Source organism: Allocellulophaga tsushimaensis (genome assembly GCF_055383085.1).
Map to the genome: position 1 here is coordinate 3,774,936 of NZ_AP039451.1, position 26,420 is coordinate 3,801,355.

25 protein-coding genes are annotated in these 26,420 nt (G+C 30.7%); 13 read left to right on the forward strand and 12 right to left on the reverse strand.

Annotated features, from left to right (window positions below):
* The first annotated feature begins 13 nt into the window (after nt 1–13).
* Nucleotides 14–1,825 (forward strand): sodium:solute symporter family protein, encoded by a 1,812-nt coding sequence (locus tag ACZ451_RS16175; RefSeq protein WP_464214276.1) that lies wholly within the window; start codon nt 14–16, stop codon nt 1,823–1,825.
* Nucleotides 1,826–1,853: 28 nt separating this feature from the next.
* Here the strand turns inward: ACZ451_RS16175 and ACZ451_RS16180 are convergent, their stop codons facing one another.
* Nucleotides 1,854–2,330: an FKBP-type peptidyl-prolyl cis-trans isomerase gene (locus tag ACZ451_RS16180; RefSeq protein WP_464214278.1), complete on the reverse strand. Its 477-nt coding sequence runs from the start codon at nt 2,328–2,330 to the stop codon at nt 1,854–1,856.
* 42 nt (nt 2,331–2,372) lie between these two features.
* On the reverse strand, nt 2,373–3,539 hold the full coding sequence (locus ACZ451_RS16185; protein ID WP_464214280.1) for a proline dehydrogenase family protein: 1,167 nt from the start codon (nt 3,537–3,539) through the stop codon (nt 2,373–2,375).
* Between the two features lie 95 nt (nt 3,540–3,634).
* Between ACZ451_RS16185 and aroB the strand changes: the two genes are divergently transcribed.
* The gene (gene aroB, locus ACZ451_RS16190; protein WP_464214282.1) at nt 3,635–4,696 is read left to right on the forward strand and encodes a 3-dehydroquinate synthase; all 1,062 of its coding nucleotides are present in this window, start codon (nt 3,635–3,637) and stop codon (nt 4,694–4,696) included.
* Nucleotides 4,697–4,796: 100 nt separating this feature from the next.
* Nucleotides 4,797–5,120, forward strand: coding sequence for a hypothetical protein (locus ACZ451_RS16195; RefSeq protein WP_464214284.1), 324 nt, complete (start codon nt 4,797–4,799; stop codon nt 5,118–5,120).
* Between the two features lie 4 nt (nt 5,121–5,124).
* Here ACZ451_RS16195 and ACZ451_RS16200 read toward each other — a convergent pair whose 3' ends face one another.
* The 3 genes from ACZ451_RS16200 to ACZ451_RS16210 form a co-directional block, all read right to left on the reverse strand.
* On the reverse strand, nt 5,125–5,646 hold the full coding sequence (locus ACZ451_RS16200; RefSeq protein WP_464214286.1) for a DinB family protein: 522 nt from the start codon (nt 5,644–5,646) through the stop codon (nt 5,125–5,127).
* Between the two features lie 100 nt (nt 5,647–5,746).
* Nucleotides 5,747–6,226, reverse strand: a complete 480-nt coding sequence (locus tag ACZ451_RS16205; RefSeq protein ID WP_464214288.1) for an Lrp/AsnC family transcriptional regulator — start codon at nt 6,224–6,226, stop codon at nt 5,747–5,749.
* A 94-nt stretch (nt 6,227–6,320) separates the two neighbouring features.
* A complete protein-coding gene (locus ACZ451_RS16210) occupies nt 6,321–7,448 on the reverse strand; it encodes a M14 family metallopeptidase (RefSeq protein ID WP_464214290.1) in 1,128 nt (375 codons plus the stop codon).
* A 283-nt stretch (nt 7,449–7,731) separates the two neighbouring features.
* Between ACZ451_RS16210 and ACZ451_RS16215 the strand changes: the two genes are divergently transcribed.
* Entirely contained in the window at nt 7,732–8,103 is a 372-nt protein-coding gene (locus ACZ451_RS16215; protein ID WP_464214291.1) for a helix-turn-helix domain-containing protein, read from the forward strand.
* A gap of 171 nt (nt 8,104–8,274) precedes the next feature.
* Here ACZ451_RS16215 and ACZ451_RS16220 read toward each other — a convergent pair whose 3' ends face one another.
* Nucleotides 8,275–8,661: a hypothetical protein gene (locus ACZ451_RS16220; RefSeq protein ID WP_464214292.1), complete on the reverse strand. Its 387-nt coding sequence runs from the start codon at nt 8,659–8,661 to the stop codon at nt 8,275–8,277.
* 129 nt (nt 8,662–8,790) lie between these two features.
* On the opposite strand from ACZ451_RS16220, the gene ACZ451_RS16225 reads away from it, so the two are divergent.
* The 7 genes from ACZ451_RS16225 (at nt 8,791) to ACZ451_RS16255 (ending at nt 14,205) form a co-directional block, all read left to right on the forward strand.
* Nucleotides 8,791–9,153: a hypothetical protein gene (locus ACZ451_RS16225; RefSeq protein WP_464214293.1), complete on the forward strand. Its 363-nt coding sequence runs from the start codon at nt 8,791–8,793 to the stop codon at nt 9,151–9,153.
* A 3-nt stretch (nt 9,154–9,156) separates the two neighbouring features.
* Nucleotides 9,157–9,972, forward strand: coding sequence for a TerC family protein (locus ACZ451_RS16230; RefSeq protein ID WP_464214294.1), 816 nt, complete (start codon nt 9,157–9,159; stop codon nt 9,970–9,972).
* 38 nt (nt 9,973–10,010) lie between these two features.
* Entirely contained in the window at nt 10,011–10,466 is a 456-nt protein-coding gene (locus ACZ451_RS16235) for a hypothetical protein (protein ID WP_464214295.1), read from the forward strand.
* Nucleotides 10,467–10,514: 48 nt separating this feature from the next.
* Entirely contained in the window at nt 10,515–11,099 is a 585-nt protein-coding gene (locus tag ACZ451_RS16240; protein ID WP_464214296.1) for a CHAP domain-containing protein, read from the forward strand.
* 47 nt (nt 11,100–11,146) lie between these two features.
* Entirely contained in the window at nt 11,147–11,842 is a 696-nt protein-coding gene (locus ACZ451_RS16245) for a hypothetical protein (protein ID WP_464214297.1), read from the forward strand.
* Entirely contained in the window at nt 11,835–12,587 is a 753-nt protein-coding gene (locus ACZ451_RS16250; RefSeq protein WP_464214298.1) for a hypothetical protein, read from the forward strand. The genes ACZ451_RS16245 and ACZ451_RS16250 overlap by 8 nt, the downstream gene beginning before the upstream one ends.
* A 109-nt stretch (nt 12,588–12,696) precedes the next feature.
* Nucleotides 12,697–14,205, forward strand: coding sequence for a TolB family protein (locus tag ACZ451_RS16255; protein ID WP_464214299.1), 1,509 nt, complete (start codon nt 12,697–12,699; stop codon nt 14,203–14,205).
* Nucleotides 14,206–14,239: 34 nt separating this feature from the next.
* On the opposite strand, the gene ACZ451_RS16260 is transcribed toward ACZ451_RS16255, so the two are convergent.
* The 3 genes from ACZ451_RS16260 to ACZ451_RS16270 form a co-directional block, all read right to left on the reverse strand.
* Nucleotides 14,240–15,619 (reverse strand): MBOAT family O-acyltransferase, encoded by a 1,380-nt coding sequence (locus tag ACZ451_RS16260; protein ID WP_464214301.1) that lies wholly within the window; start codon nt 15,617–15,619, stop codon nt 14,240–14,242.
* Between the two features lie 7 nt (nt 15,620–15,626).
* Nucleotides 15,627–16,616, reverse strand: coding sequence for a hypothetical protein (locus ACZ451_RS16265; RefSeq protein WP_464214303.1), 990 nt, complete (start codon nt 16,614–16,616; stop codon nt 15,627–15,629).
* Between the two features lie 63 nt (nt 16,617–16,679).
* A complete protein-coding gene (locus ACZ451_RS16270; protein WP_464214305.1) occupies nt 16,680–18,305 on the reverse strand; it encodes a sulfatase-like hydrolase/transferase in 1,626 nt (541 codons plus the stop codon).
* A 150-nt stretch (nt 18,306–18,455) separates the two neighbouring features.
* Between ACZ451_RS16270 and ACZ451_RS16275 the strand changes: the two genes are divergently transcribed.
* Nucleotides 18,456–19,004: a hypothetical protein gene (locus ACZ451_RS16275; RefSeq protein WP_464214307.1), complete on the forward strand. Its 549-nt coding sequence runs from the start codon at nt 18,456–18,458 to the stop codon at nt 19,002–19,004.
* 39 nt (nt 19,005–19,043) lie between these two features.
* Here ACZ451_RS16275 and ACZ451_RS16280 read toward each other — a convergent pair whose 3' ends face one another.
* The 3 genes from ACZ451_RS16280 to ACZ451_RS16290 all read right to left on the reverse strand — a co-directional run bounded on the left by ACZ451_RS16280 (nt 19,044) and on the right by ACZ451_RS16290 (nt 24,715).
* Nucleotides 19,044–20,000, reverse strand: coding sequence for a sterol desaturase family protein (locus ACZ451_RS16280; RefSeq protein WP_464214309.1), 957 nt, complete (start codon nt 19,998–20,000; stop codon nt 19,044–19,046).
* 168 nt (nt 20,001–20,168) lie between these two features.
* Nucleotides 20,169–22,826, reverse strand: coding sequence for a DNA gyrase/topoisomerase IV subunit A (locus ACZ451_RS16285; protein ID WP_464214311.1), 2,658 nt, complete (start codon nt 22,824–22,826; stop codon nt 20,169–20,171).
* A gap of 32 nt (nt 22,827–22,858) precedes the next feature.
* The gene (locus ACZ451_RS16290) at nt 22,859–24,715 is read right to left on the reverse strand and encodes a DNA topoisomerase IV subunit B (protein ID WP_464214313.1); all 1,857 of its coding nucleotides are present in this window, start codon (nt 24,713–24,715) and stop codon (nt 22,859–22,861) included.
* Nucleotides 24,716–25,692: 977 nt separating this feature from the next.
* Between ACZ451_RS16290 and ACZ451_RS16295 the strand changes: the two genes are divergently transcribed.
* The gene (locus tag ACZ451_RS16295) at nt 25,693–26,259 is read left to right on the forward strand and encodes a DinB family protein (protein WP_464214315.1); all 567 of its coding nucleotides are present in this window, start codon (nt 25,693–25,695) and stop codon (nt 26,257–26,259) included.
* Nucleotides 26,260–26,420: the final 161 nt, after the last annotated feature.

Here is a 26,420-nt window from a genome sequence, read left to right on the forward strand (position 1 = left end):
GCGAACGCATAATATGGAAATACTAGATTGGTGCATTCTTATTGGTACGCTTATATTTATTGTAGTATATGGTGTATGGAAAACTAAAGGAAACAAAGGGGTTAATGATTATGTTTTAGGTGGAAAACAGTCTAATTGGTGGACTATTGGACTTTCTGTAATGGCAACACAAGCCAGTGCTATTACATTTTTATCTACTACTGGTCAGGCATTTTCTGACGGTATGGGCTTTGTTCAGTTTTATTTTGGCTTACCCATAGCCATGGTCATTATTTGTTTGGTTTTTATTCCAATCTATCACCGTCTTAAAGTATATACTGCTTATGAATTTTTAGAAAATAGATTTGATTTAAAAACCAGAAGTCTTACAGCCATATTGTTTTTAATTCAACGTGGTTTAGCAGCAGGTATTACCATTTTTGCTCCAGCAATTATATTATCTGTTGTATTAGGTTGGGATATTACAAGCTTAAATATCGTGATTGGGGTTTTGGTTATTATATACACTGTTTCTGGAGGTACAAAAGCGGTTACTGTAACCCAGAAACAACAAATGTTTGTAATTTTTGCTGGCATGTTTGCAGCTTTATATGTTGTCATCAGTTTAATTCCAGAAGAAGTTTCGTTTACGGATGCTATAGCTATTGCTGGTGCTACTGGTAAAATGAAAATTTTAGATTTTTCATTTGATTTGGAAAATAGATATACCGTATGGACTGGTCTTATTGGCGGCACATTTTTAATGTTATCATATTTTGGAACAGATCAAAGTCAAGTGCAACGCTATCTTTCCGGTAAATCTATGAAGGAAATGCAAATGGGTTTGCTTTTTAACGGCGCATTAAAAGTACCGATGCAATTCTTTATTTTACTTGTTGGAGTTATGGTATTTGTCTTTTATCAATTTAATCCATCTCCGTTAAATTTTATAGATGATTCTACTAAAACAGTTTTAGCTTCAGAATACGGCAGTGAGTATAGTAAACTTCAAAATAAACAATCGGTTCTATTCTCCAAAAAACAAGATTTAAGTTTAGCCTTATCTAAAAAGGAAGATGAAAACTTGAGGCAAGAATTATTTCGATTAGATAGTATTGAAAAAACATACCGTTTAGAAGCAAAGTTCTTGATTAAAAAAGCAGTAGACGCAGAGTATACTTCTAAATACAATATACTTAAAAATGAGGTAGAAATATTAAAAGCTAATCCAAAAAGTGAAGCGTATAAAACCAAAGCTAAAGCATTAAAAGATTTATATAAAGATGCTGCAAAAGACACAAAAACCAATGATAGGGATTATATGTTTATCCGTTTTATCTTAAACCATCTGCCAACTGGGCTTATTGGTTTATTATTAGCAGTAATACTATCCGCAGCCATGTCTTCTACTGCATCAGAAATTAATGCTTTAGCCACCATAACTGCTATAGATTTATATGGTAGAAACCAGAAAGAAGAAAAAACAGACACGCAAATGGTTAATGTAAGTAAATGGTTTACTTTAGGTTGGGGAATCGTTGCCATCATTATTGCTTGTTTTGCTGATTTGGCAGAAAATCTAATTCAATTGGTAAATATTATTGGCTCTATATTCTATGGAAATGTACTGGGGATATTTTTAATTGCTTTCTTCTTTAAATTTATTAAGGGTAATGCTGTTTTTATAGGTGCTTTAATAACACAATTAATAGTAGTTATTGGTTGGTGGTTAGATTGGATGCCTTATCTCTGGTTAAATCTTTTTGGTTGTGCTTTGGTCATTATCATAGCAAGCATTATTCAACTTATCAATAACACTTCAAAAACAGAGACAACTGAAATCTAAGTAAAAACTCAAAACTTCTATTTTAAATTTAATTTACAGAAATCAAATTCACCTCAAAAACTAACACTGCTCCTGGAGTAATAATAGTCCGTGGAACTCCACGAGCTCCATAGCCTAATCTTGCTGGTATTAACAGTATACCACTTCCTCCTTCTCTAAAAAGTGGAATACCTTCTCTCCAGCCTGGAATAACGCTAGCCAAATCAGTTATAAAGCCAATTGTATTTTGATCAAATACATTTCCATTAGTTAAAGTACCTCTATAAGTAATTGTTACATTAGAACTAGCAACAGGTTGTTCTCCTGTACCTTGCTCATTTATAACATAATACAAACCACTAGCTGTTTTTTCTGCAACTAAATTATTTGCAGCGATATAAGCTAAAATTTCTGTTTCATTTGTTTCTGAAAAATCTGTGTTTGGATCTATTTGTGAGGTTTCATTATCACCAAGACAAGAAACAATTAATGCCAAAATCATTAATAGTGAGCTAATTTTTTTCATGTTATTTTTAAAAGTTGAGTAAATATAACAAAATGACTATTGTTATATTTTACGTCTATTTCGTTCTTTTTTCAATAGATTAAGCTCTCTACTAGTTTGCCCAGCTACAGAAGTGTTTTCCTCAGCTCTTCTAATTAGGTATGGCATTACATCTTTTACAGGACCAAAAGGTAAATATTTTGCTACATTATATCCTCTATCAGATAAATTAAAAGAAATATGATCGCTCATACCATATAATTGCCCAAACCATATACTATTATCATCTGGTGTAATTGCATATTGTTCCATTAGGTCCATTAATTTTAAACAACTTAATTCGTTATGCGTCCCAGCAAAAACACTCATAATATCTAGATGCTGTAACATGTAAGCTACTACTGCATCAAAATTATCATCTGTTTCTTTTTTAGAAGCGCATATTGGAGTAGGATATCCTTTTTCTATAGCTCTGTTATTTTCTTTTTCCAAGTAAGCACCTCTAACAACTTTCATTCCTATTTTAAAATTATCGTTTTTTGCTTTTTCTTGTAGTTGTTTTAAATAATCTAATCTATCCCAACGGTACAACTGTAAGGTATTATATACAATAGCCTTTTCCTTGTTATACTTTCGCATCATTTGCTCTACCAAATCATCTGCAGCATCCTGCATCCAACTCTCTTCGCCATCTATTAATAATGCTACATCCATATCAAAAGCTTTTTTACATACCTTATCAAATCGTACAATAACATTATTCCATTCTAATTTCTCTTCGTCAGTAAGCTGTTTACCTTCACTTATTTTTTGAAATAATGCAAAGCGACCAAAACCAGAAGGTTTGAACACTGCAAATGGAATTGCATTTTTTTCTTTTACAAAGTTTAAAATTTTAAGGATTTTTTCTGTAGCAATTTCAAATTGTTCTTCTTCTTCTTTTCCTTCTGCAGAATAATCTAGAACAGAACAAACGCGTTTCTCATACATTTTATCTACTACCGCCAAACAATCTTGCTCATCAACACCACCACAAAAATGATCAAAAACAGTAGCTCTTATAAGTCCCTCAACTGGTAAATGTGCTTTAATTGCAAAATTAGTCATTGCAGTACCAATGCGAACTAATGGCTCGTTAGCAATCATTTTAAATAAAAAATAGGCTCTTTCTAATTCAGAATCCGTCTTTAAAGCAAAAGCTGTTGCAGTATCCTCAAAAATCGATTTCATTTTTAATAATTTAGTAATGAATCAAAGATAACTACAGAAAATGTATTCTTATAATTAAAAATAGTCTTTATTTTGTGCAAAATTTAGTTATTATAATGGATTCTATTATTTCTGATTCTTATGCAGTACATTTTAATAAAACTGCTTATCAAATATTAAATAATCATCTTGCAACTGCCAATTACTCTAAGATTTTTCTTTTGGTAGATGAAAATACACATCAATATTGTTTGGCTCCATTTATGGCTGAGTTAGAAGGTGATTATGAATGTGAAATTATTGAAATAGAATCTGGAGAAATTCATAAAAATATTGATACCTGCGCTGGAGTTTGGGGAGCATTATCTGATTTAGACGCAGACCGAAAAAGTTTACTGATTAATATAGGAGGTGGTGTTATTACAGATTTAGGCGGTTTTGTTGCTTCCACCTTTAAAAGAGGAATTGCTTTTATAAACATCCCTACTACCCTACTTGCAATGGTTGATGCATCCGTTGGTGGAAAAACAGGTGTAGATTTGGGCCCCCTTAAAAATCAAATTGGTGTTATCAATCAGCCAGAAATGGTTTTGATTATTTCAGATTTTTTAAAAACCTTAGAGGAGCGGCAATTACAAAGTGGGTATGCAGAAATGCTAAAACACGGCCTTATTGAAGATTTAAATTATTGGAATACATTAAAGGATCCAAATAGTTTTAATGCTATTGATACATTGATATACGATTCAGTTATAATTAAAAATGATGTTGTATTAAAGGATCCAACTGAACAAAATGTACGCAAAACACTTAATTATGGTCACACTTTAGGGCATGCCATAGAATCTTACTTTTTAGAAAGTGAAGCACATGAGCTTTTATTACATGGTGAGGCTATTGGTATAGGAATGATTATGGAAGGGTTTCTATCATATAAGCTAACAGGTTTATCTAAATCTCAACTAGATGATATTAAAACTACTTTTTTAGCGAGGTACCCAAAAGTTACTTTTACAACAGAAGATATTGAACAGATTTTAGCACTTTTAAAGTTTGATAAAAAGAATTCTCATGGAAATATTAATTTTGTATTATTAAAAAGTATAGGCAAAACTGTTATTGACGCACAAGTTCCTCTGGAATTATTTGCTGAAGCATTTGCTTACTACAAATTATAAACACTTCACCTACAAAATATCGCATTCTACAACTCTTAATTTAATTCAAAATAAAATAACATTAGTTTAGGTAAACCATAATAACTAAAATAACTAAACTATGTTAAGAAGACTTGTAGATTACAAAAAATTAGACCACGAAGTTGCTAAACTCCTTATAGAAAGCTATCCACACGGGTATGGTGATTCTGATATTATTGCATTTAAAAATGCGCATGGAGAAATTATCGAAGCTGTAGAAGTAAGAACAGAAGACACTATCTATCTTGTAAAGATTAGTAAAAGTCTTTCTAATTTTATTGCAAATTTTGATTTATCTATAGAAAAAGAATTAGAAGTTAAACCCTCCAAAAATCTTGTTGAAAATGGCATAGAACATCAAGAATTAGAACTTGATGCTGAGTATGAAGAAGGTTTGGATTAACTTTTTACAAATAACGATTCTGTAGTATACTTAAATGGTGTTTTAGATGTCCTGAGATAATAAATCCTAGGGCAGCTACACTCATTTTTGATCCGCTAGCTATCCCTTCCCTATTTAATATAGTACTGTTATCATTAAATGATTCAAATAAGGAAATAGTTGAATTTCTAACCGCAGTAAATTCATTTAATAAACTGTTTATGCTTCTTTTGGGTGCATTACATTCTGGAATATAATCATCTTGCTCAAAACCTTCTAAAGGGGTCATATCATTGCGTGAAAAACGTAAAGCTCTATACTGAAAGATACGTTCTGTATCTATCATATGCATAATCAATTCAGAAACCGTCCATTTGTTTTCTGCATATGCATAGGTTAATTTATCTTCAGCAATATTACCTACTATAGTTTTAAAATCTTCTAAACCATCGCGCAACTGCGTGGTTAAGTTTACGTCTCCCAAAATGTCTATATACATTTGATAATAAGGATTGTATGATGACTTAGATAAAGTAGCTATTTTCATAAAATATGCGCATGTTTAATTAAAAATATAAAAGTAATTTAAATAAAAACCCCAAACAATTTAATGCTTGAGGTTTTTTATAATTGTAAAAATGATGTCATTACATTTCGTTAAAAATAGTATGCATCAATCGCTTCTTATCGTTAATACTTTCTTCTAAAGATATCATTGTTTCAGTTCTACTAATACCATCGATATCGTCTACTTTAAAAATGATGTTTTTTGCGTGGTTAGTATCCTTAGCTCGTATTTTACAAAAGATATTGAATTTTCCTGTTGTAATATGCGCTACAGTAACATTAGGTATTAAGTTTAGACGTTCTAATACAAACTTAGTTTGATGTGTTTTTTCAAGAAATATACCCACATAAGCAATAAAAGCATAGCCCAATTTCACATAATCTAAAGTTAATGAAGAACCTCTAATGATACCTGCTTCCTCCATTTTTTTAACTCTAACATGTACAGTTCCTGCAGAAATCAACAATTTCTTAGCTATATCTGTAAAAGGAGTTCTAGTGTTGTCTATTAACATATCTAGAATCTGATGATCAATTTCGTCTAATTTAACTTTTCCCATTTATATCATATTTTAAGGCAAAAATAAATAATTAAGAAATTATATTCAATAAAACAGCAAACTTTTTAAAAAAAACGTAACAATTTAGTGCTATTTAAACAAAATCTTTATTATTTAAAATTAGGTTTAAAATAGCTTTATCTTCTTTTAAAGCTCTTAAATCATTGTCATCTAAACAGTTATACTTTTTATGTGCATAAAAATTAGTGCCAATTTCTTTTTTTTGTATCACTGGAATAAATTTTACATTGTTTTTGTTTAAAGTTTCTTTAAACAAAATTGACAAAGAAGTGCCTTTTTTAAATAAACTATTTAAAATTTCCGCATTTTCTATAATAATATCATAAAATAATTTGCCATTTTCAGGAATTTGAAAATAATCTGATTGTTTATAATTAGAAATCGTATCTGTAGCTATAACATGGACACCAGTAAGGATTGCGTAAAAAATTTGTGCTCTAGTTTCTTCTCTTCTATAATCATTAGGAAAGTGACCTGATTCAAATAAAATGGTGGGAGTAGCTAACATTTGGAATGTATCTCCCACACAATTTGCATTAAAACCATCGTCATATCTTCCAATCTGTCCAGGAATATGTTTTTGTAATTCCATATTCATCGCAACAATAAGCTGCATACTAATTCCTCTTGTCATAGAAATGCTTCGTTCTTCATCATGAGCAGGAGCTAAAAAAGATACTGTTGCTGGTTTATCTGTTAAACCAACATTAAAAATGGTACGCTGATCATGTAAATTAAAACAGTAGTCTGGTTTAAATTTTTCATAAGTAGCTCTTAAAATTTCACTTTCGGGCTGACTCCTTTCTTGAGCATCTCTATTTAAATCAATTTCATTTGCATTACTTCTCGTATATACTTTTGCGCCATCTGGATTTAAAATTGGAATAATTTTAATAGTACACTCATCTAAAATACTTTTTACAAGTGGTGTATCTGAATTCATAAAATTAATAAAATCCAAAACAGCTTTGGTTGTTGTAGATTCATTTCCATGCATCTGAGACCACATAAAAATTTTCTTTTTACCCACTCCAAAAGTGATTGATTTTATCTGTTTTTTTTGAACAGATTCACCAATAATTTCTATTGCAAATTTATCTGAAAATTGTTCCAAAAAAGGAAAAATATGCTCATTGGTTACATACCTTCCTTGTACTGATTTCTCTTTACAATTAGAGTGAATTTTTTTTACATCTATCATTTTTAAACCCCTGTTTATTTTTACAAAAATAACTTCTTTTTAAATTACAAATGTAATTCCATTTATTTACATTTGTAATCACATTAAGCATATATTGAAATCAAATAATATACAATTGTAAACAATTTTTATGATTTCTATTGGGTTTTATAATAAATACATAACAATTATTTGTATTTCAGATTTTTAAACATTTTTAACTAAAGTTTTACATTAATAAAAAGTGTTATAAATCATATAAAATTCGTTAATTTTCAACACATAAACCTCTAATTAAGTTACAATGGTAAATTCAGAAGAGTTTATAAAAAGATTAGAAAAAATAATACAATATTATAGTCTTTCTGGCGCTGCATTTGCCGATAAAATAGCAGTGCAACGCTCTAGTATATCACACCTGCTTTCTGGTAGAAATAAACCAAGTTTAGAGTTTGTTTTAAAGGTTGTAAAAGCTTTTCCTGAAGTAAACTTATATTGGCTTTTAAATGGCAAAGGAAAGTTTCCAAATCAAGAAGAAAATCCCCCCTCTTCTAGCCCACCAAAATCAGATGATGATAAAGTTCCTGTAGAAATTTCTAAAACAAATAATGCATCTAAAAAAATAAAAAAGGTCATTGTGTTTTATGAAGATGGTAGTTTTCAAGAAATACCTTGAGTTAGAGGTTAGAGGTTAGAGGTTAGAGGTTAGAGGTTAGAGGTTAGAGGTTAGAGGTTAGAGGTTAGAGGTTAGAAAAAAACATTCTAAGTATATCAACCAATATAACGCTTATATCTTTTGTTATAAACTTATCAACTAGTATAAATCATTTTACAAATAATAATACCATCAATATTCTAAAACAGGATTTCCATTTTCACAGCGCACTCCAATGGGTTCTGCTGGTAAAGCACAATTACTTATTATACCCCATTTCATATTAAAAGCTCTTTCCTGCGCTTTATGCTCTTCTATTTTATTAAGAAACAATTCAACATCAATATGTAATGGATAAGCAATATAACCAATTGGTCCACCACAGGCTTTGCTACCATAACTTGTAAAAGTCCATTCAGTACTATCTTCACAATTTTCATTTGATACCATATTTTCAATCTCAAGAAATAATGCATTCAAATTTTGGGCTTCTTGCTCTTGAGTTCCATTTTCTTCTTTATCACAGGAAATAAAAATGACAAAAAATAGAACTAACGGAATGGTTTTTATTGTTTTCATATTGTATAAAGGATGTTGTTTTTGATATAAGGTTGCGTTGTATTGTAGATTAATAAGCTTTTAAATGCAAAATTATATTTTCTTAAAACTTGCATCAATTACTTAATACTATTTAATATTTTTGTTGTTATGAAAATACAATTTCTTGCTGTTTTTCTAATTTTAATATGTACAACCGCCTGTTTTGAACCCGATCGCTTCTGTGAAAAATATAAAACAGGTACTTTTACTTTCGAGTATGATATTAATGGTGAAAAAAAACAAAGTACATTTACTAGAAACGATACCTTAAGTATTGAATATTATGACCAAAAAGTTGATACTGCTAAAGTACGCTGGTTAAACGATTGTGAATTTGTTTTATACCCATACGATAAAAAAACACCTATTCACTATAAAATATTAACTACTACGAGCAATTCTTATACATTTGAATATAATGTAATTGGGAAAAAAAATAAATCTAAAGGAATAGCCCTAAAAACCAACTAAACTATGTTTGAAATTTTTGCAAGTCCAGATGCTTGGATCGCCCTACTTACCCTTACTTTTTTAGAAATTGTATTAGGTATAGATAATATCATCTTTATTTCTATTGCTGCTGGCAAATTAGAAAAAAGCCAACGCAAAAAAGCAACTAGTATTGGTTTAGTACTAGCAATGGTAATGCGTATTGTTCTTTTATTTGGTATATCATTACTAACTGCTATGAAAAAACCTTGGTTTCTCTTAGATGAATCTTGGATTAGCGGTGGTATCAGCGGACAAGGGCTTATTCTTTTTGCCGGAGGACTCTTTTTACTCTATAAGAGCACTAAAGAGATACATGAAAAGGTAGAAGACAGAGGCCATGATGAACGAGAGGTTACTAAAGGGCGTTCTACAACGATGACCAATGCTATCCTACAAATTACTGTTATTAATATCGTTTTTTCTTTTGATTCTATTTTAACAGCTATAGGAATGACAAACGGCATCTCTCCTAACCCTAATGATGCTTTAATCTTAATGATTGTTGCTGTGGTGATTTCCGTGGTTATAATGATGTTATTTGCTAATCCTGTAGGCGAATTTGTAAACAAACACCCTTCTATACAAATTTTAGGCCTTTCTTTTCTAATCTTAATTGGGTTTATGTTAATTGCGGAATCTGCCCATATTTGCCATTTAGTTGTTTTTGGAAACGAAGTAGGTACCATTCCTAAAGGATATCTTTATTTCTCTATTGCTTTTTCTTTAATGGTAGAATTTTTTGATATGCGTATGAAGCGGAATAAGAAAAAGGATGTGGTTGAGGAAACTGAGGAATAGCGTTCTTAATTTTTAAATAGCTTAGAAAAAGATAAAATATGGATGCTAAATATCTATTTCAGGACAATTATCTTGGCATAAGCGAAACAAAAATGCATTTCCTTAGAAATAGGTTTGAATACAAATCTATTTTATTTTCTGATATAGATGAAGTTATACTAAAACGTGGTAGAGTTGTTAAAAATTGGTTTATTTTACTCCTTTTAGGTCTTTTGCTAATTATCCCTGGACTATATTTTACTAAAAATATTATTTTATTTTTTGTATCGGGTGTAGGTGGAGAATTTTATATCGAAGAAATAATCATCCCTTTCTTTTTAATTTTTTTTGGCTCTTTTTTTCTTTTTAAATCATTAAAAAAAGAAACTGTTCTTGAAATTAATTTTGAAAAAGAAAGAAAAAGATTTTCAGTAGCTGATTTTGAAAAAAACAATCAGTTAAAAGATGTACTATCGCATATCGCTACCAAAACAGTGTTTAAAAAAGAAATTTAATAATAATTTGTATTAGTTTAAATATTAATTAAACTTACTCGTACTAAAATGATAAAAAAAGTACTCGTAACACTTTCCATATTAACCATTATATTCTTTTCTTATAAAACACTTAAGAAAGTAAATTTTAATCCAAAATATGAAGTTGGACAACATATTGATAGTTTAAATAATATTATTGTCTTTTATAATGGAGGTGTTGATAATGTAGTTCAAAGAAATACAAAAGATGGTTATAACCTTGGTCTTGAATATCAATGTGTCGAGTTTGTAAAACGCTATTATTTTAAACATTATAACCATAAAATGCCAGACAGCTATGGTCATGCTATAAGTTTTTATGATAAAACTATTTTAGATGGGAAACTAAACAAGCAAAGAGACTTAATACAATATAGCAACCCAAGTAAAACGATTCCTAAAGAAGGAGATTTAGTAGTAATGGATAAGACTATATTCAACAGATATGGGCATGTTGCTATAATTTCAAAGACAACAAATCATACTATTGAAATTATACAGCAAAACCCAGTACCATTTACCCCAACTAGAGAAACATTTAAATTAGAGAAAACCAATAGCGGCAAATGGGAAATTATAAATAAACGCATACTAGGCTGGTTGAGAAAGTAATAAAAGGTTTGTTTTAACTAAATAAATGTATCTATATACCATATTCAATGAGAGACGCTTTAATAATACTATTATTTTTAACACTTTACTTTTCTCCCGTTTTTTATCAGCTTTATATCGTAATTAAGGAAAATAAAAAAGGAAACAAAATACCTTTAAAACGATTTAAAAGGTTTTTAAAATACAGTATTGCAATTCTTCTACCTTTAGCAATTGGATTTGCAGTGCTAATACGCATAAATTTTCTAGACTATGAAAAGCCAATAACTTTTGACAAAATTGATAAAATAACTTTTGAAAATTTCAGAGGACTTGAATTTTTTAAAAAATCACTTTATGGCAACAAACATTTTGCTTATGTTGTGGTAACCATAGAAAGTGAAATTAATGACGACCATGTTATCATAAAATCTCTTTTTCATCCTTCACGTTCTTTTGTCTACAATTCTCATTCTAATAGTAAAGAATTATTAACCCATGAAATGTACCATTTTAGAATTACAGAATTATTTACCAGGAAAGCAAAACAACGCATTTCAAAAGTGAAAAATATAAAAAGTGATGAAATTGAAAATATAATGGAAGAAATAAATAAACAGGAAAGAGAATTTCAATATAAATATGATTATGATACTTTTCACAGTTATGTGTATAGTGAACAAAAAAAATATGAGAAAATTGTAGATAGTTTACTAAATTCACTTTCTGAATTTAAAAAACCAAAAATTAAAATTAATGATTAAGCATAAATCCATATTTCTAGTATTTTTCTGTCTAATGCTATTAAGTTGTGAAGAAGAAAAACATTCTTTTCCTTTAGAAAAGCGGTATTGGAGTACAGAAGACTATAGGAATGCTAACTTAGAACTGAATTTTAATTACGAAAGCGACGAGAATCTTCCTTCTTTTAAAGATCCTGAGACTAGAGCAATTATTGAAAAGTTAGTTGATCCTAAAAATTACGAAATAGTTCTTAATGACAATGAATTAGGGCTGAAATATAGAAACAATGCTAGTGAAGAATTTTTTCTTCAATGGAAAGATATGATGAATATATATAATGCAAGAGATCTAAAGGATAATTACGTATATGATGAAGAACGACTTGCTGTACACGAATTTGGACTTGGATTACAACTCATATATTTTAAATTAGGAAATGAGGATGTTATTAAAAGTTCAGATGATCCTAATTCAAAATCAACAAAAAACAGAGTTAACGCTAACATCGATATTTTAATTGAAAATTTTCACCATTACTTAGATAATATAAATGAAGAAAAAGCATATTCCGAAAAAGGTAAGCAGATGATGGCCAAAGGAATTGAAAAATATTTTATTGATTTAGTAAAATTGTACCCAAAAGCTAATCATAATAGTACACTACGAAAAATAGATTTAATGCATAAAAAGAGTAATTCGGAAGAAATAAAGGCTTCTTTAAAGAAATTAAAAGAGGTTATCAATTCATATTCAGCTTCTAAATAAGACTTGCATAATAACCCTTATTTTAATTTACAATACATAATCTCATATTTGACATTTGTAATTTTATAGCCTCAATTACTACTATAGTACAACAGCTAACACGTACAAAATGAAAGTTATTAAAACCTCTCCTCTTTTTATTTTATTATTATTGATCAGTACTACAATGACAAGTCAGAACAATTTGGGTTTATTTGATAATCACTTAGATGTTGGAAACCCTGAAAACAAAGGTTTTGCACATTATGAAGAAGAAAGTCAGACCTATGTTATTGGAGGTAGTGGTATTAATATGTGGGCGAACCAAGATCAGTTTCATTATTTATGGACCACATTACAAGGCGATTTTATACTAAGAGCTGAAGTTGAATTTCAAGGAAAGGGTGTTGATCCGCACCGAAAAGTGGGTTGGGTTGTAAAAAACGATTTAAATAGCAATACGCCTCATGTAAATGCAACTACTCATGGAGATGGGCTAACCTCTTTACAATACCGAAAAAGTACTGGTGGCGAAACAGCCGAAGTAATTTCTAAAGACAGTTTACCAAATGTAATTAAGTTAGAGCGTAAAGGAGATACTTTTATCATGTCTACAGCTAAATTTGGGTCCGAATTTACAGTGGTAGAATTAACAGACATGTCTCTAAAAAATCAAGTATATGTAGGATTAGGAGTTTGCTCACACAATCCTGATATTTTAGAAACGGTAAAGTTTAGAAATGTTAGGATTATTACACCTGCAGCACCAGATTTTCAACCTTACAGAGATTATATTGGTAGTAATCTTGAAGTTATGGATGTACAAACTGGGCACAGAAAAGTACTTTTTAGCACCGCCCATTCTATCCAAGCACCAAACTGGACTATAGATGGTAAAGAACTCATTTATAATTCTGAAGGTAGGCTTTTTAAATACGATTTACATAAGGGACAAGTTAAACCAATGGAAACTGGAGAAGCTATAAAAAATAATAACGATCACGTACTTTCTTTTGATGGCGCGCTAATGGGAATAAGTCATCATAACCCAAAGGATAAAAACAAATCTACATTATACTATCTGCCTGTAGAAGGTAGCAAAAACCCAGTAGCAGTTACAAAAAAAGGTGCTGGAGCATCGTACCTACATGGATGGTCTCCGGATAATAAAAAAATGATTTTTACTGGAGAACGCAAAGGGCAATATGATATTTATAGCATAGATATTGCTTCTGGAAAAGAAACACAATTAACCAATAAAAAAACATTAGACGACGGATCTGAATATAGCCCAGACGGGAAATATATATTCTTTAATTCGGTAAGAACGGGTACGATGCAATTATGGAGAATGGATGCTGATGGAAAAAACAAAAAACAATTGACTTCTGATGCATATAACGATTGGTTCCCGCATGTGAGTCCAGACCAGAAATGGATTGTTTTTATTTCTTTCCCTAAAGATATAGATCCTAATGACCATCCTTTTTATAAGCATTGTTTACTACGCATCATGCCATATAATGGAGGAACTCCTAAAATTATTGGATACTTATATGGTGGACAAGGTACTATTAATGTTCCAAGTTGGTCTCCGGATAGCAAGTATATTTCTTTTATTTCTAATTCAAAATTATAATAATAGTAGTATTAGAATTGATTACGTACTGGCACTAAAAAACAAAATAGATAAAATCTAATTTTGCTTCGGCATAGCCTAAGATCAGTAATATCATACCTACAGTAATGGCAAGTTGTTTTGCTACGCTTAGTTTTAAAAAATTGTTACCCACAAATAATTTTCCTAGTCTATAGCTTAATAAAGCAAAGAGTAGTATAATGATGATTAAAGTTTCTTGGTGAGATATTTTAGTGCTATATGGTGCTACAAAAAGCGATTCGAAGAAAAGCATGGCCTGTTGAAAATCTGTTGCTCTAAAAAACACCCATAACAAACAAACCATATTAAATATAAAAAAACGCTTTAATAATAACTTAAAACCCTTTAATTCTGTTTTATTAGCCCCAATTTTACGCTCAAGCGCTAATAATACACCATGTCCTAAGCCCCATATAATAAAATTCCAACCTGCACCATGCCATACTCCAGCTATGGTCATTGTTAAAATAAGGTTCCTGTAAATTAAGTTTTTTGTTCTACTACCCCCTAACGGAATATACAAGTAATCTCTAAACCATATGGATAAGGTAATATGCCATCTTCTCCAGAAATCTTGAAAGGTAGCTGCCCTGTATGGGAAATTAAAATTATCTGGCAATAGAATCCCATACATTAAACCAATACCAACAGCAATAGTAGAATAGCCCCAGAAATCGCCTAAAATCTGAAAAGCAAAACCATACATACTCACCCAAGTATGTAACGTGCTAATTTTGTCTGTATTCTCGAAGGCATAATCTACATACTGTGCTAAAACATCTGCTGTACAAATTTTAATAAAAAGCCCTCCAATTAATAAAAAGAAGCCTTTTTGGAAGTTTTGAAATTTAAAAGTCTGCTTTTGATGTAATTGTGGCAACAACTCTACTCCTCTTACAATTGGTCCCGCTATTAATTGCGCATACAAACATTTAAATACAGCAAAATGTAAGATAGATTTTTCATGTTCTAATTCTTTACGCCAAATATCTATTAAATATCCAAGAAATTGGAAAGTATAAAAAGAGATACCCAAAGGCAGCCAATAGCTGATCTCTGGCATTTGAACATCATCAATAAAGTAGTTTAGAAATACCGCTATATTATCAGAAACAAAAGTTGCGTATTTAAACCAACCCAAATTGCAGAGGTTAATGGCTATGGCTGTAACAAAAATCCATTTTTTACGATAGCGAGAAACGGCATAACTCAAGCCGTAATTAACACAAATGGTTACAATAAGTAAAATTAAACCAGGCCAGTAATACCAACCATAAAAAACTAAAGATGCCGCTAATAAAACTAATAAGCGTAATTTCTGAGAATTAAAAGTCCAATACAATACTAAAGCAAGTATGTGAAAACAAAGAAAAACAACACTATTAAATAACATACTACCTTTACTTTATAAGGTTTTCTTGATGGAGTAACTCCGCTAAGCGTATTGTAAATAAGGCTCGCCCTTCTTTATTCATATGACTATCTTGATCTCTAAAATATTTTTCAGGAATATTGATAGTAGAAAAATTATATATTTTTTGACCCGTACTATTGGATACGTTTTGGTACCTATTTATTATTTCTGAACTATTTTCAATTTCTTTTCTTTTGTTTACTAAAGGTGGTATTATAAAAACTACACTTATAGCTTTCTCTTTAGCTTTTTCAATAATAGTCTTTAAAGTACTTAACATAAACTCATTAGTAGTTACATTGTTATTTTTAGGTTGGATTATAGAAGGTTGCCATGTATTTAGAACAGTTGAATCTAGTACAACATCACTGTTAGAAAACAAATCTCCCAAGCCACCTGCTCTAGACAATTCTGCTCCACCTAAATAATCAGAAAACATAATAACTGGTATGTTTTTAAGATTATCTAAACGTAATGATTTTCGCCATTGTATTAGTTTAGAATTATTTGCAAAAAAATCGGAGAGTTCCGCATCAAAATCTATTTCTTGTTTGTCTGCTTCTATATCTAAGGGTTTGCGCTCTAATTGCGGTACAGATATTTCAATAATAATATGTTTTAACCCTTCTTTTTCTACTGCTTTATTAAAAAAATATGCTAACCGTTCCAGATTAGCTCCTGTTATAGCGCCATTAAAACTATTATATGCTATACCGTGCTTATCATTTAAATAGGAACTAAATTTTTTAGCAGATACTCCGTCTTTAAAACGAGAGCTCCCCATAAATAAAACTGCTGTAGTATTCCGATATTCAAACATTGCAGCTTTTAGCTTAATCCGATCTGTTGTATTTGAGAAGATTACAGCAGAAAAATTAAAAATAAACTCTAATAACAATAGTATTAAAAATAGGAACGTAAAGTACTGTGCTGCTTTTCTTTTTTCTGGAGTTAGTTTAGAAAATAAAGTCATCATTACAATATACAAAACAGCTAAATTATTGGTGCGAAGATATTAAAAAGATTATAGTCTTACATTTTATTTTCCATCAGCGATATAAGGATATACTTCTGGGCTCCCTGTACCTCGTGCTGCTTTAATTTTTTGCTTCCATACACTTCGCATTTCAGTTAAAATTTCTTTTGATTTAACATCATTTACAAGATTGTATTTTTCGTTTGGATCGGTTTTTAAATGATATAATTCTTCATAAACAGGTTGCTCACCATCTATAGAAGCGGTTATATAATCTCTATAAACCGCTATATCGGTACCATTCACCCTATACAACATCTCAGATAAGTTTACCCCTAATGATTTAGCAGTTTCAATCTTTTTTAAGGCTGAAAAAGTAGTGTTCTTATAGTATCTAATATATTTCCAATCTCTATTTTGTACCGCTTCACAACGCGGATTTCCAAAATGATTAGACCATAAATTCTCTGTATAGGTATAATCTCTTACTTCACTTTCTTTTCTATCTAAAATACCTGTTAATTGTTTTCCTTGATACGTTTTTGGAATTTCAACCCCTGCCATTTGTAATATTGTTGGCGCAATATCAATAGTTTGCACCAAACCATTAGACCGTATTCCTTTTTCTTTAGCTAATGGGTTATATATTATTAACGGTACATGTGTTGCTTTCTCATAACACAAAGCTTTACCTCCTATCCCATATTCGCCACTAAAAAGCCCATGGTCTGAAGTAAAAATGATAATGGTATTTTTATCAGCGCCAATCTGTTTTAATTTTATTCTTAACTTCCCTAACATTCTATCAATACCCGTTATGGTTTGAAATTGCCTAATGGTACGCTCCTTATACCCTTCTGGTGTATCTACCCAATCATAAATAGCTTGTCTATCAGCTACCCTTAGCAATTCTTCTGGTAATTTAGGGTTTATAATATCAGATTTTGCTACATAATTTTCCGGTAAGGGTATTTCCTTATTTCTATATAATGATTTGTATAAATCGTCATCTGTCTGTTTTTGCTTCATTGTTGATGTGCTAGCACCATGAGGAAGGTTTAAATTTATAGACAACATAAAGGGTTTGTCTTTTGGTTTATTTTTCAAAAATCTGATTGCTCCTTTTAGCTTTGAATTTTGTGGGTACAGAAAATCATCAATCCCCTCTGTCATAATTTCTAATTGGGTGTTAGATTGTGCATCTTCAAAAATCTTATGCCTGTCTTTTGGATAAAATGTTAGATGTCCGTGGCCCGCATACCAATAATCAAAACTTTTTTCCATAAGACCACTTTCATAACCCCCTCTACCAATTGGGGCATGATTTTTACCTATCCAACCTGTATAATAACCTGCTTTTTGCATTACTACTGGATACGAATTCTCCCAAGCCTTATCTGAAACACTCGTACCTGAATTAAAGTTTACCCCATGTTTTCGTTCATATTGACTTAATAGAATAGAAATTCTACTTGGAGTACAAATAGCACTTGTTACATGCGCATTAGTAAATAAAACACCTTCTTTTGCTAATTGATCTATATGTGGCGTTTGTATAATTTTATTACCTGTACAACCCAAAGTTTCATAAGATTGGTCGTCTGTTAAAATAAAAATAAAGTTGGGTTGGTCTTGTGCATTTACTTTTAAAAAAGAAATAAAAAGTAAGAATAAAAACAGTTTTCTCATAAACGAAATATACAATTATATGCGCTTAAAGCAAAATGGTACGCTTTATGATATCTTATACAAAATAGACAAGATTTAAATTTATTCTTTAAGAACACATTTTGGATTTATTCTAAAAATAGCTTATTGAAAATTATAAATAAATGTATCATGAAAGTTTTAAAATTATTACTATTTACCGCAACAATTTGTTTTACTACTGCGCTACATGCGCAATCTAGTTTTGAGAGTGAATTACACTATTTAGTTAAGTATTCTAGAGCTTTAGACGAAGCAGTACAAGATTTGCAATATGAAACCAAAAAAGCAGACAATGCAAATACTTTATATGATTTAAAACATTATTCTGAAAGAGCTTTGAAATATGAAAATGAAATATTTCAATATCTTGATGATGCTGTCCACGCCTCTAAATCTGCTAAAAGGAGGTTATATGCTTGTGATTGTTATAAAAGAAGAAAACACTTTAGAGCATCGGAAAGAAAATTGGATGAAGTAACGATACGAATAGAAATCATTATTAAAAACATCAAAAATGTTTATTATTCTGAATACCATGATGATGGCGAGCATTACATAAAAAATGCAATAGACGAACTAGATGATATTGAAGAAGAAATTGAAGATCTTATCAAATATTCTAAAAAAGCTTTAAAAGTTTGTGATGACGATGACGATGACGATGACGATGATGACTAAAAAAAAGCGCTTATTTAAAGATTTAAATAAGCGCTTTTTTTAATTAGGTCTACTGTAAGCTACCTCAGGGTTTTTATTTTTATGTTCTTTAAAACTTCTTTGTTGTTGTTTTACGGTCATAGTACTACCGTCATGGCTCCAACCTGGAGGGCCAAAAACATACATGAACTTATGCCACAGCTTGGGAGACTTTTTCATATCATTCCAAATATCTTTATACTCATGCGTTAAAATAACTAATGGATTATTGGAATTCGGAGCATGTATTACGCCAAACTTTACATCAATATTTTCATCAAATTCTTTCCATGTTCCAAATATCTTATCAAAAATATTTAAAAACCCTCCATGATTTTTATCTAAGTATTCTACATTTTGAGCATGGTGCACTTGGTGCATGGTGTGCGTATTAAAGATTTTCTCTACCCAGCCCATTTTTGGAATATATTGAGAATGGAGTTGAAACTGCCAGAAAGATTCGATTGCCAAGCATACCACTACCATCTCTACCGTAAAACCTACTGCAGGCATCCACATGTAAAAAAATGGTTTGTATAATAGTGTAAACCATCCATTACGGATTGCTGTCCCTAAATTAAAGTTATCTGAAGAATGGTGTACAATATGTGCTGCCCATAAAATACGGATTTCATGATTAGCCCTATGAAACCAATAATAGGTAAAATCATCTGCTAACTGACAAGCTAACCAAACATACCATGCATAACCAAAAGATTTCCATCCCATGATATTTGTACGAACACCATCAACTAATGGGTTAAAAAGTTCATAAGTATACTCAAAAACTACAATTAAAAGTATTGTTTTGATTAAAGGACCAATGATAGCAGATCCAATTCCCATTGCCCCACTTGCCGCAAAATCTTTCCAATCATATAAATCATCATCTCCATGTGTTTTGCTGTAAGTTAATTCTAATAATATGAAACCTATAAAACAAGGAACTCCATAAATTAGGGGGTTTGTAAAATCCATAAATTATAATTTTCTTTAAATGTACTGTTATTCGGCCTTAATATATAACTTGTTTAAGCTTTTAAAACACAATTTATAAGTTGGTGATTCTTTTATTAAACAAATATGTGTTTTTTTTAATGATATTTATGATAAAGTTGATATGATTTTCTTATAGTGAAATAGAGACTAAAATAATGTAGGCTGTTCATCATCTAAATTATCCATATTTTCAGTATTGGTTTTATCTTCTTCATTTATTTCATCATCTTCTGCTATTACTTCAATTTCATTTGTGGGAACATCTTCTGGTTCTTCATATGGAAGCGCGTCCAATGCATTTACATTTTTAATCTTATCAGAAGTGAGCTGATTTCCTAATGCTTTTATTCCTTTGATGGCTATAAAATCTTCTATATTAATATTTTGATTTGGTTTTTGATCTTTTCCTCTTTGTTTCGAAAATTCTATTTCAACTACGGGCCTCCAATCTGTAGAAACCAATTCTAATACCGATTTTGGATGCTCAGAAATAAACAGATCTTCTCTTTTACTGTTTTCTATCATAAAACGTTTTATATAATACTTTTCCTTATCACCATCAAAATAAATCGCAGATAGTGGTTTTTTAGGATTCCATTTTTCTAACACAATCATGTCATCCTCAAAATGCGTGGTTAGTTCAGGTGCAATAGTTTTCGCAATTCCTTTTTGAGTGACTATTAACAGTAAATCTTCTCCTTTAAATTCTCCAAGGAGGTCACCTCTTCCATCTACATTTAACCTTCTCACCACCTCATCAAACCATATTTTGCGTGGTTTAAGTGTAGAAACTCCTTTTTCTTTTAGTTCTATTCGTTTTACCGCATATTTAGAAACTATATTTCCTTTAGAAGCGCGCCCTTTAATCAGTACATCTGCAAAATCAATATCCCATTTTAGTTTTTTAATACTCCCAGCTTGGCGTAAATGTACTGTGACAACTTCTGCCTCTCCGTTAGGATTTTCAGAAAAATACAATACATCCGTATTAGGTTTTCCTGTTCCTAAGGGGTACAACCTATCTCTTGTAATTGAAGTGACATTAAAACGTTTAATATAGCTTGGACCTCCTTTACCATCCTTATAAATAAGGTTGTACGTAGTACGCTTATCTTTTTTCTTAAAAACAGCTACGTGAATAATATTTTTACCAACAAAAGTTTTAGAACCTACTTTAGAAACCATCATTTCCCCACTTTTGGTCATCACAATAATATCATCAATATCACTACAATCCGTAACATACTCATCTCTCCTTAAAGAAGTTCCTATAAATCCTTCTTCTCTGTTTACATAGAGTTTGGTATTTCTGATGACAACTTTTGTAGCCTCTATATCATCAAAAATTCGGATTTCAGATTTACGCTCTCTTCCTTTCCCGTAGGTAGTTTTTAATTTTTTAAAGTAATCAATAGCAAATTCAATGAGATGCGCAAGATGATGCTTTACCTCAGCAATTCTATCTTCTAAACTATTAATAAGTTGTTGTGCCTTATCAATATCGAACTTTGATATTCTTTTAATTCTAATTTCTGTAAGTCTTGTAATATCTTCTTCGGTTACTGGCCTTTTTAGGTGTTTAATAAAAGGCTGTAAACCTTTATCTATAGCATTAATAACGCCTTCCCAAGTTTCTTCTTCTTCTATATCACGATAAATCCTATTTTCAATAAATATCCGCTCTAGAGAAGCAAAATGCCATTGCTCTTCTAATTCATTAAGCTGAATTTCTAGTTCTTGCTTTAACAGTTCTACTGTATTATCTGTAGAACGTTTTAGCATTTCGGTTACTCCAATAAATAAGGGTTTATTGTCTTCTATAATACAACCTAAGGGCGAAATTGAAGATTCACATGCTGTAAAAGCATACAATGCATCAATCGTTTTATCTGGTGAGAGTCCGCTTGGTAAGTGTACTAATATTTCAACATTGGCAGCTGTATTGTCTTCAATTTTCTTTATGCGTATCTTTCCTTTATCATTGGCTTTAAGAATAGAATCAATTAAGCTAGAAGTGTTTGTTCCATAAGGAATCTCACTAATTACTAAAGTATTTTTATCTAGTTGGGCTATTTTTGCTCTTACTCGTATTTTTCCTCCTCGTAAACCATCATTATAATTACTCACATCTATAATCCCCGATGTAGGAAAATCTGGAACTATGGTAAAACGTTGTCCTTTTAAATGTTTTATGGAAGCATCTATAAGTTCTATAAAATTATGCGGTAATACTTTTGTAGACAAACCTACAGCTATCCCCTCTGCCCCTTGAGCGAGCAATAGTGGAAACTTTACAGGGAGGTTTACAGGTTCTTTTTTCCTACCATCATAAGAGGCTTGCCATTCCGTAATTTTTGGACTAAAAACAACTTCTAATGCAAATTTAGATAAACGCGCTTCTATATAACGAGACGCTGCTGCTCTATCTCCTGTTAATATATTCCCCCAATTACCTTGTGTATCTATTAATAAATCTTTTTGGCCAATTTGCACCATAGCATCCGCAATACTTGCATCTCCATGCGGATGGTATTGCATGGTATGCCCTACTACATTAGCTACTTTATTATACCTACCATCATCTAGATCCTTAAGCGAGTGCATAATTCTTCTTTGTACTGGCTTAAAACCATCTTCTATTGCAGGTACAGCTCTTTCTAAAATTACATAGGATGCATAATCTAAAAACCAATCTTTATACATCCCTGTTACTTTAGTTAAAGTATCTTGGGTATTCTCTTTTTGTTCGTTATTATCTTCTCCAGCCTCTTCTGGTGGCAAATTTAAATCTTCGTTCTCTTCCATAAAAGATTAAGAGCTATTGGTTTATTTTACAGTTAGTTATCCTCAATTAAATCTAACTCAACTTTAAGATTATTTATAATAAATTTTTGTCTATCTGGTGTATTTTTACCCATATAAAACTCTAACATGCTTTCTATAGACATGGTCTTGTCTAACATTACAGGTTCTAAACGGATATCGTCTCCAATAAAATGTCTAAACTCATCTGGTGAGATTTCTCCTAATCCCTTAAAACGCGTAATTTCTGGTTTTCCTGTTAACGATTCGATAGCATTTTGCTTTTCTTCCGGACTGTAACAATAATGCGTTTTCTTTTTATTACGGACTCTAAACAAAGGTGTTTGTAAAATATAAAGGTGCCCTTCTTTGATAACTTCTGGAAAAAACTGTAGGAAGAATGTAATTAATAATAAACGAATATGCATCCCATCTACATCGGCATCTGTTGCAATTACAATATTATTGTAACGCAAATCTTCCATAGACTCTTCTATATTTAAAGCAGCTTGTAAAAGATTAAATTCTTCGTTTTCATATACAATCTTCTTTGTAAGTCCATAACAGTTTAATGGTTTCCCTTTTAAACTAAAAACGGCTTGGGTATTTACGTCTCTAGATTTGGTTATAGAACCAGATGCAGAATCACCCTCTGTAATAAACAAAGTACTTTCTAAACACCTATCTTTTTTAGTATCCCCTAAGTGGATGCGACAATCTCGTAATTTTTTATTGTGTAAATTCGATTTTTTAGCGCGGTCTTTTGCTAGTTTACGAATTCCTGAAAGTTCTTTACGCTCTCTTTCTGCTTGTATAATTTTACGCTGTAAAGCATCTGCAGTCTCTTGGTTCTTATGAAGGTAATTATCTAAATTTTTACCAATAAAATCGTTGATATAGGTCCTTACTGTTGGGAAATCTCCTCCCATATCAGTAGAACCTAATTTAGTTTTTGTCTGACTTTCAAAAACAGGCTCCATTACCTTAATTGCAATGGCAGATATAATAGATTTACGAATATCTGCTGCTTCATAATTCTTTTTATAGAAATCACGAATGGTTCTTGCTATTGCTTCACGAAATGCCGCTTGGTGTGTACCACCCTGTGTCGTATGTTGTCCATTTACAAAAGAATGATACTCCTCGCTATACTGTGTTTTACTATGTGTAATAGCCACTTCTATATCGTCTCCTTTCAGGTGAATAATAGGATATAGCAAATCTGCTTCATTATTATTATCCTGTAAAAGGTCTTTTAAACCATCTTTAGAATGAAATTTTTCACCATTAAAAACTATCGTAAGTCCAGGGTTTAAGTATACATAGTTTTTAAGCATTCGCTCTATATACTCATTACGGTATTTATAATTCTTAAAAATAGCCTCATCTGGAATAAAAGATACTTTTGTGCCCTTTCTTTTGGAGCTATCTTCAGGACCTTCTTCGGCTACTAAATTCCCTTGGTGAAATTCTGCGGTCTTTATTTTATTTTCCCGAGAAGATTCTACTTTAAAAAAGGTAGATAATGCGTTCACCGCTTTTGTACCTACTCCATTTAGACCTACAGATTTCTTAAACGCTCTAGAATCATATTTACCACCCGTATTCATTTTAGAAACAACATCTACAACTTTACCCAGAGGAATACCACGACCATAATCACGAACAGAAACTAAATTTTCTTTTATACTAATTTCAATGGTTTTACCAGATCCCATGACAAACTCATCAATACAATTATCTATAACCTCTTTTAAAAGAATATAAATACCATCATCAGCAGATGAACCATCTCCAAGTTTTCCAATATACATTCCAGGGCGCATACGAATATGCTCTTTCCAATCTAAGGAACGTATATTATCTTCATTATAAGCCGTGTTTTCTGACATGCGCAGGGGTTTCTTTTTTTGAAAGTCTTGCTAATATAGGGAGTGTTCTCCAAAGATAAAACTACATACATTGAAAGTAATCAACAATACGAAGGCTTTTTGTTGATATTATTCATTTCCTATTCATTTTTTTCGAAATTTTAATACTAAATATTGTAAGCCACTAAAACTTACACAGATAACACAACCAATCAAAAAGATACTTCTGAAAAAGATTTAATTTGATCTATGATTCTATTTTCACAAAGTAAAAAGAAGTTATTATAAATAGTATATTTTTAGATAAGATTAAAATCTAGTTAAATATTATGTAATAGTAGATGATGCCAAAATGAAAATATTGATTTTTACAATCCTATTTTGTTTAATAAAAGATAATTAGTTTAATTAGTTAAAAAATAAAAGCTCTGAAACCAACACTTATCATATCGTCAAGTCTAATTTTCTTATTCCTTAATTTAAGTAGCGAAATAAAAAATTCTGAAAAGGGGAACAAAAATCAGGCAAAAAATGAATGCAAAATTCAAAATGTAACACTAAAAACAGAACTAATAGAAAAGAAACGCAGGTTTTTATTTTGGACCTTAAGCCATAAAAAGGTAATTATAACCGATCGAATTATTGACGAAAACGGAAATCAAATTTTTAAGAAAAAATCTATTTTTATCCAATCAATGGATGCATCTGATACAAGAAGATTCAATCGGATAAAAATTGTTGATAAAGAAATCTGGATTTTCAATTACGGGAAAAATTATGATTTAGACGGACGAATAAAAAGATATAATTTTTGTGGAGAGTTCATCGGCGAAAAAACTTGGGAAGATGGTGATTTATTTGATAACTAGAATAAAGAATTTAAATAATTTATATTCAAAAAAATACTAGGACTAGCACTTAAATCATACCTAAAAAAGTAGCTGCGCAGCCATTAGTTCATTTATTTTGTAATAGTCACTACTTTAAAATAATATAAAATGAAAAAACGATTTCTAAACCCTGTCAAAAATAAAATAGTAGCAGTGGCATTATTAATATTGCCACTTTTTACTTCACATCTTTATGCTCAAGAAAATATATTTATTAAAGAGTACATAGAGCGACTCGAGAATTCAAAAAAATATTTGATGCTAGTGGCCGAAACTATGCCCGAAGACAAATATACTTTTAAAGCAACACCTGAACTGATGCGTTTTGAAGAACATTTAATGCATATTGCTTGGGCAATGGATTGGCATACAGAATCTTTACTAGGCGGACGTAAAGCAAGAGACTGGAATACAGATACTGAACTTAAAGTGAATAACAAATCAAAAAAAGAAATGATTGCCAAAATCAATACAGTTTTTGATAAGGCGATAGCCTTTATTTTAAATTTTGATATCAAAAAACTTGACGAAAGATTAGATTATTTTGGAGCAGATAGAACAAAAAGGCAAATACTATTGTTAGTTGCTGACCACATCACGCACCATAGAGCGCAACTGATTGTTTATTTGAGATTAAATGGGCTCAAACCTCCAAGGTATGTACTATATCAATAATTAGACTCAACAAAACATAGCAGTTTCAATCATTATTTAGTTTGAAGTCTCATATATTTTTGGTGACAAAACAGAAATTTCTCAAATAGTTATTTTTATTCTGGTTTTCCTTTATATTGTATGAGATTTGGAAAAAGAACTCATAAAAACAAACAAAACAA

Coding starts and splice junctions, on each gene's coding strand:
- ACZ451_RS16215 (WP_464214291.1), top strand. CDS start 7,732: ATGGTAAATTCAGAAGAGTTTATAAAAAGATTAGAAAAAATAATACAA.
- ACZ451_RS16195 (WP_464214284.1), top strand. CDS start 4,797: ATGTTAAGAAGACTTGTAGATTACAAAAAATTAGACCACGAAGTTGCT.
- ACZ451_RS16230 (WP_464214294.1), top strand. CDS start 9,157: ATGTTTGAAATTTTTGCAAGTCCAGATGCTTGGATCGCCCTACTTACC.
- ACZ451_RS16275 (WP_464214307.1), top strand. CDS start 18,456: ATGAAAGTTTTAAAATTATTACTATTTACCGCAACAATTTGTTTTACT.
- ACZ451_RS16290 (WP_464214313.1), bottom strand. CDS start 24,715: ATGTCAGAAAACACGGCTTATAATGAAGATAATATACGTTCCTTAGAT.
- ACZ451_RS16220 (WP_464214292.1), bottom strand. CDS start 8,661: ATGAAAACAATAAAAACCATTCCGTTAGTTCTATTTTTTGTCATTTTT.
- ACZ451_RS16255 (WP_464214299.1), top strand. CDS start 12,697: ATGAAAGTTATTAAAACCTCTCCTCTTTTTATTTTATTATTATTGATC.
- ACZ451_RS16200 (WP_464214286.1), bottom strand. CDS start 5,646: ATGAAAATAGCTACTTTATCTAAGTCATCATACAATCCTTATTATCAA.
- ACZ451_RS16175 (WP_464214276.1), top strand. CDS start 14: ATGGAAATACTAGATTGGTGCATTCTTATTGGTACGCTTATATTTATT.
- ACZ451_RS16250 (WP_464214298.1), top strand. CDS start 11,835: ATGATTAAGCATAAATCCATATTTCTAGTATTTTTCTGTCTAATGCTA.
- ACZ451_RS16265 (WP_464214303.1), bottom strand. CDS start 16,616: ATGATGACTTTATTTTCTAAACTAACTCCAGAAAAAAGAAAAGCAGCA.
- ACZ451_RS16270 (WP_464214305.1), bottom strand. CDS start 18,305: ATGAGAAAACTGTTTTTATTCTTACTTTTTATTTCTTTTTTAAAAGTA.
- ACZ451_RS16205 (WP_464214288.1), bottom strand. CDS start 6,226: ATGGGAAAAGTTAAATTAGACGAAATTGATCATCAGATTCTAGATATG.
- ACZ451_RS16185 (WP_464214280.1), bottom strand. CDS start 3,539: ATGAAATCGATTTTTGAGGATACTGCAACAGCTTTTGCTTTAAAGACG.
- ACZ451_RS16245 (WP_464214297.1), top strand. CDS start 11,147: ATGAGAGACGCTTTAATAATACTATTATTTTTAACACTTTACTTTTCT.
- ACZ451_RS16210 (WP_464214290.1), bottom strand. CDS start 7,448: ATGATAGATGTAAAAAAAATTCACTCTAATTGTAAAGAGAAATCAGTA.
- aroB (WP_464214282.1), top strand. CDS start 3,635: ATGGATTCTATTATTTCTGATTCTTATGCAGTACATTTTAATAAAACT.
- ACZ451_RS16235 (WP_464214295.1), top strand. CDS start 10,011: ATGGATGCTAAATATCTATTTCAGGACAATTATCTTGGCATAAGCGAA.
- ACZ451_RS16180 (WP_464214278.1), bottom strand. CDS start 2,330: ATGAAAAAAATTAGCTCACTATTAATGATTTTGGCATTAATTGTTTCT.
- ACZ451_RS16240 (WP_464214296.1), top strand. CDS start 10,515: ATGATAAAAAAAGTACTCGTAACACTTTCCATATTAACCATTATATTC.
- ACZ451_RS16285 (WP_464214311.1), bottom strand. CDS start 22,826: ATGGAAGAGAACGAAGATTTAAATTTGCCACCAGAAGAGGCTGGAGAA.
- ACZ451_RS16280 (WP_464214309.1), bottom strand. CDS start 20,000: ATGGATTTTACAAACCCCCTAATTTATGGAGTTCCTTGTTTTATAGGT.
- ACZ451_RS16225 (WP_464214293.1), top strand. CDS start 8,791: ATGAAAATACAATTTCTTGCTGTTTTTCTAATTTTAATATGTACAACC.
- ACZ451_RS16295 (WP_464214315.1), top strand. CDS start 25,693: ATGAAAAAACGATTTCTAAACCCTGTCAAAAATAAAATAGTAGCAGTG.
- ACZ451_RS16260 (WP_464214301.1), bottom strand. CDS start 15,619: ATGTTATTTAATAGTGTTGTTTTTCTTTGTTTTCACATACTTGCTTTA.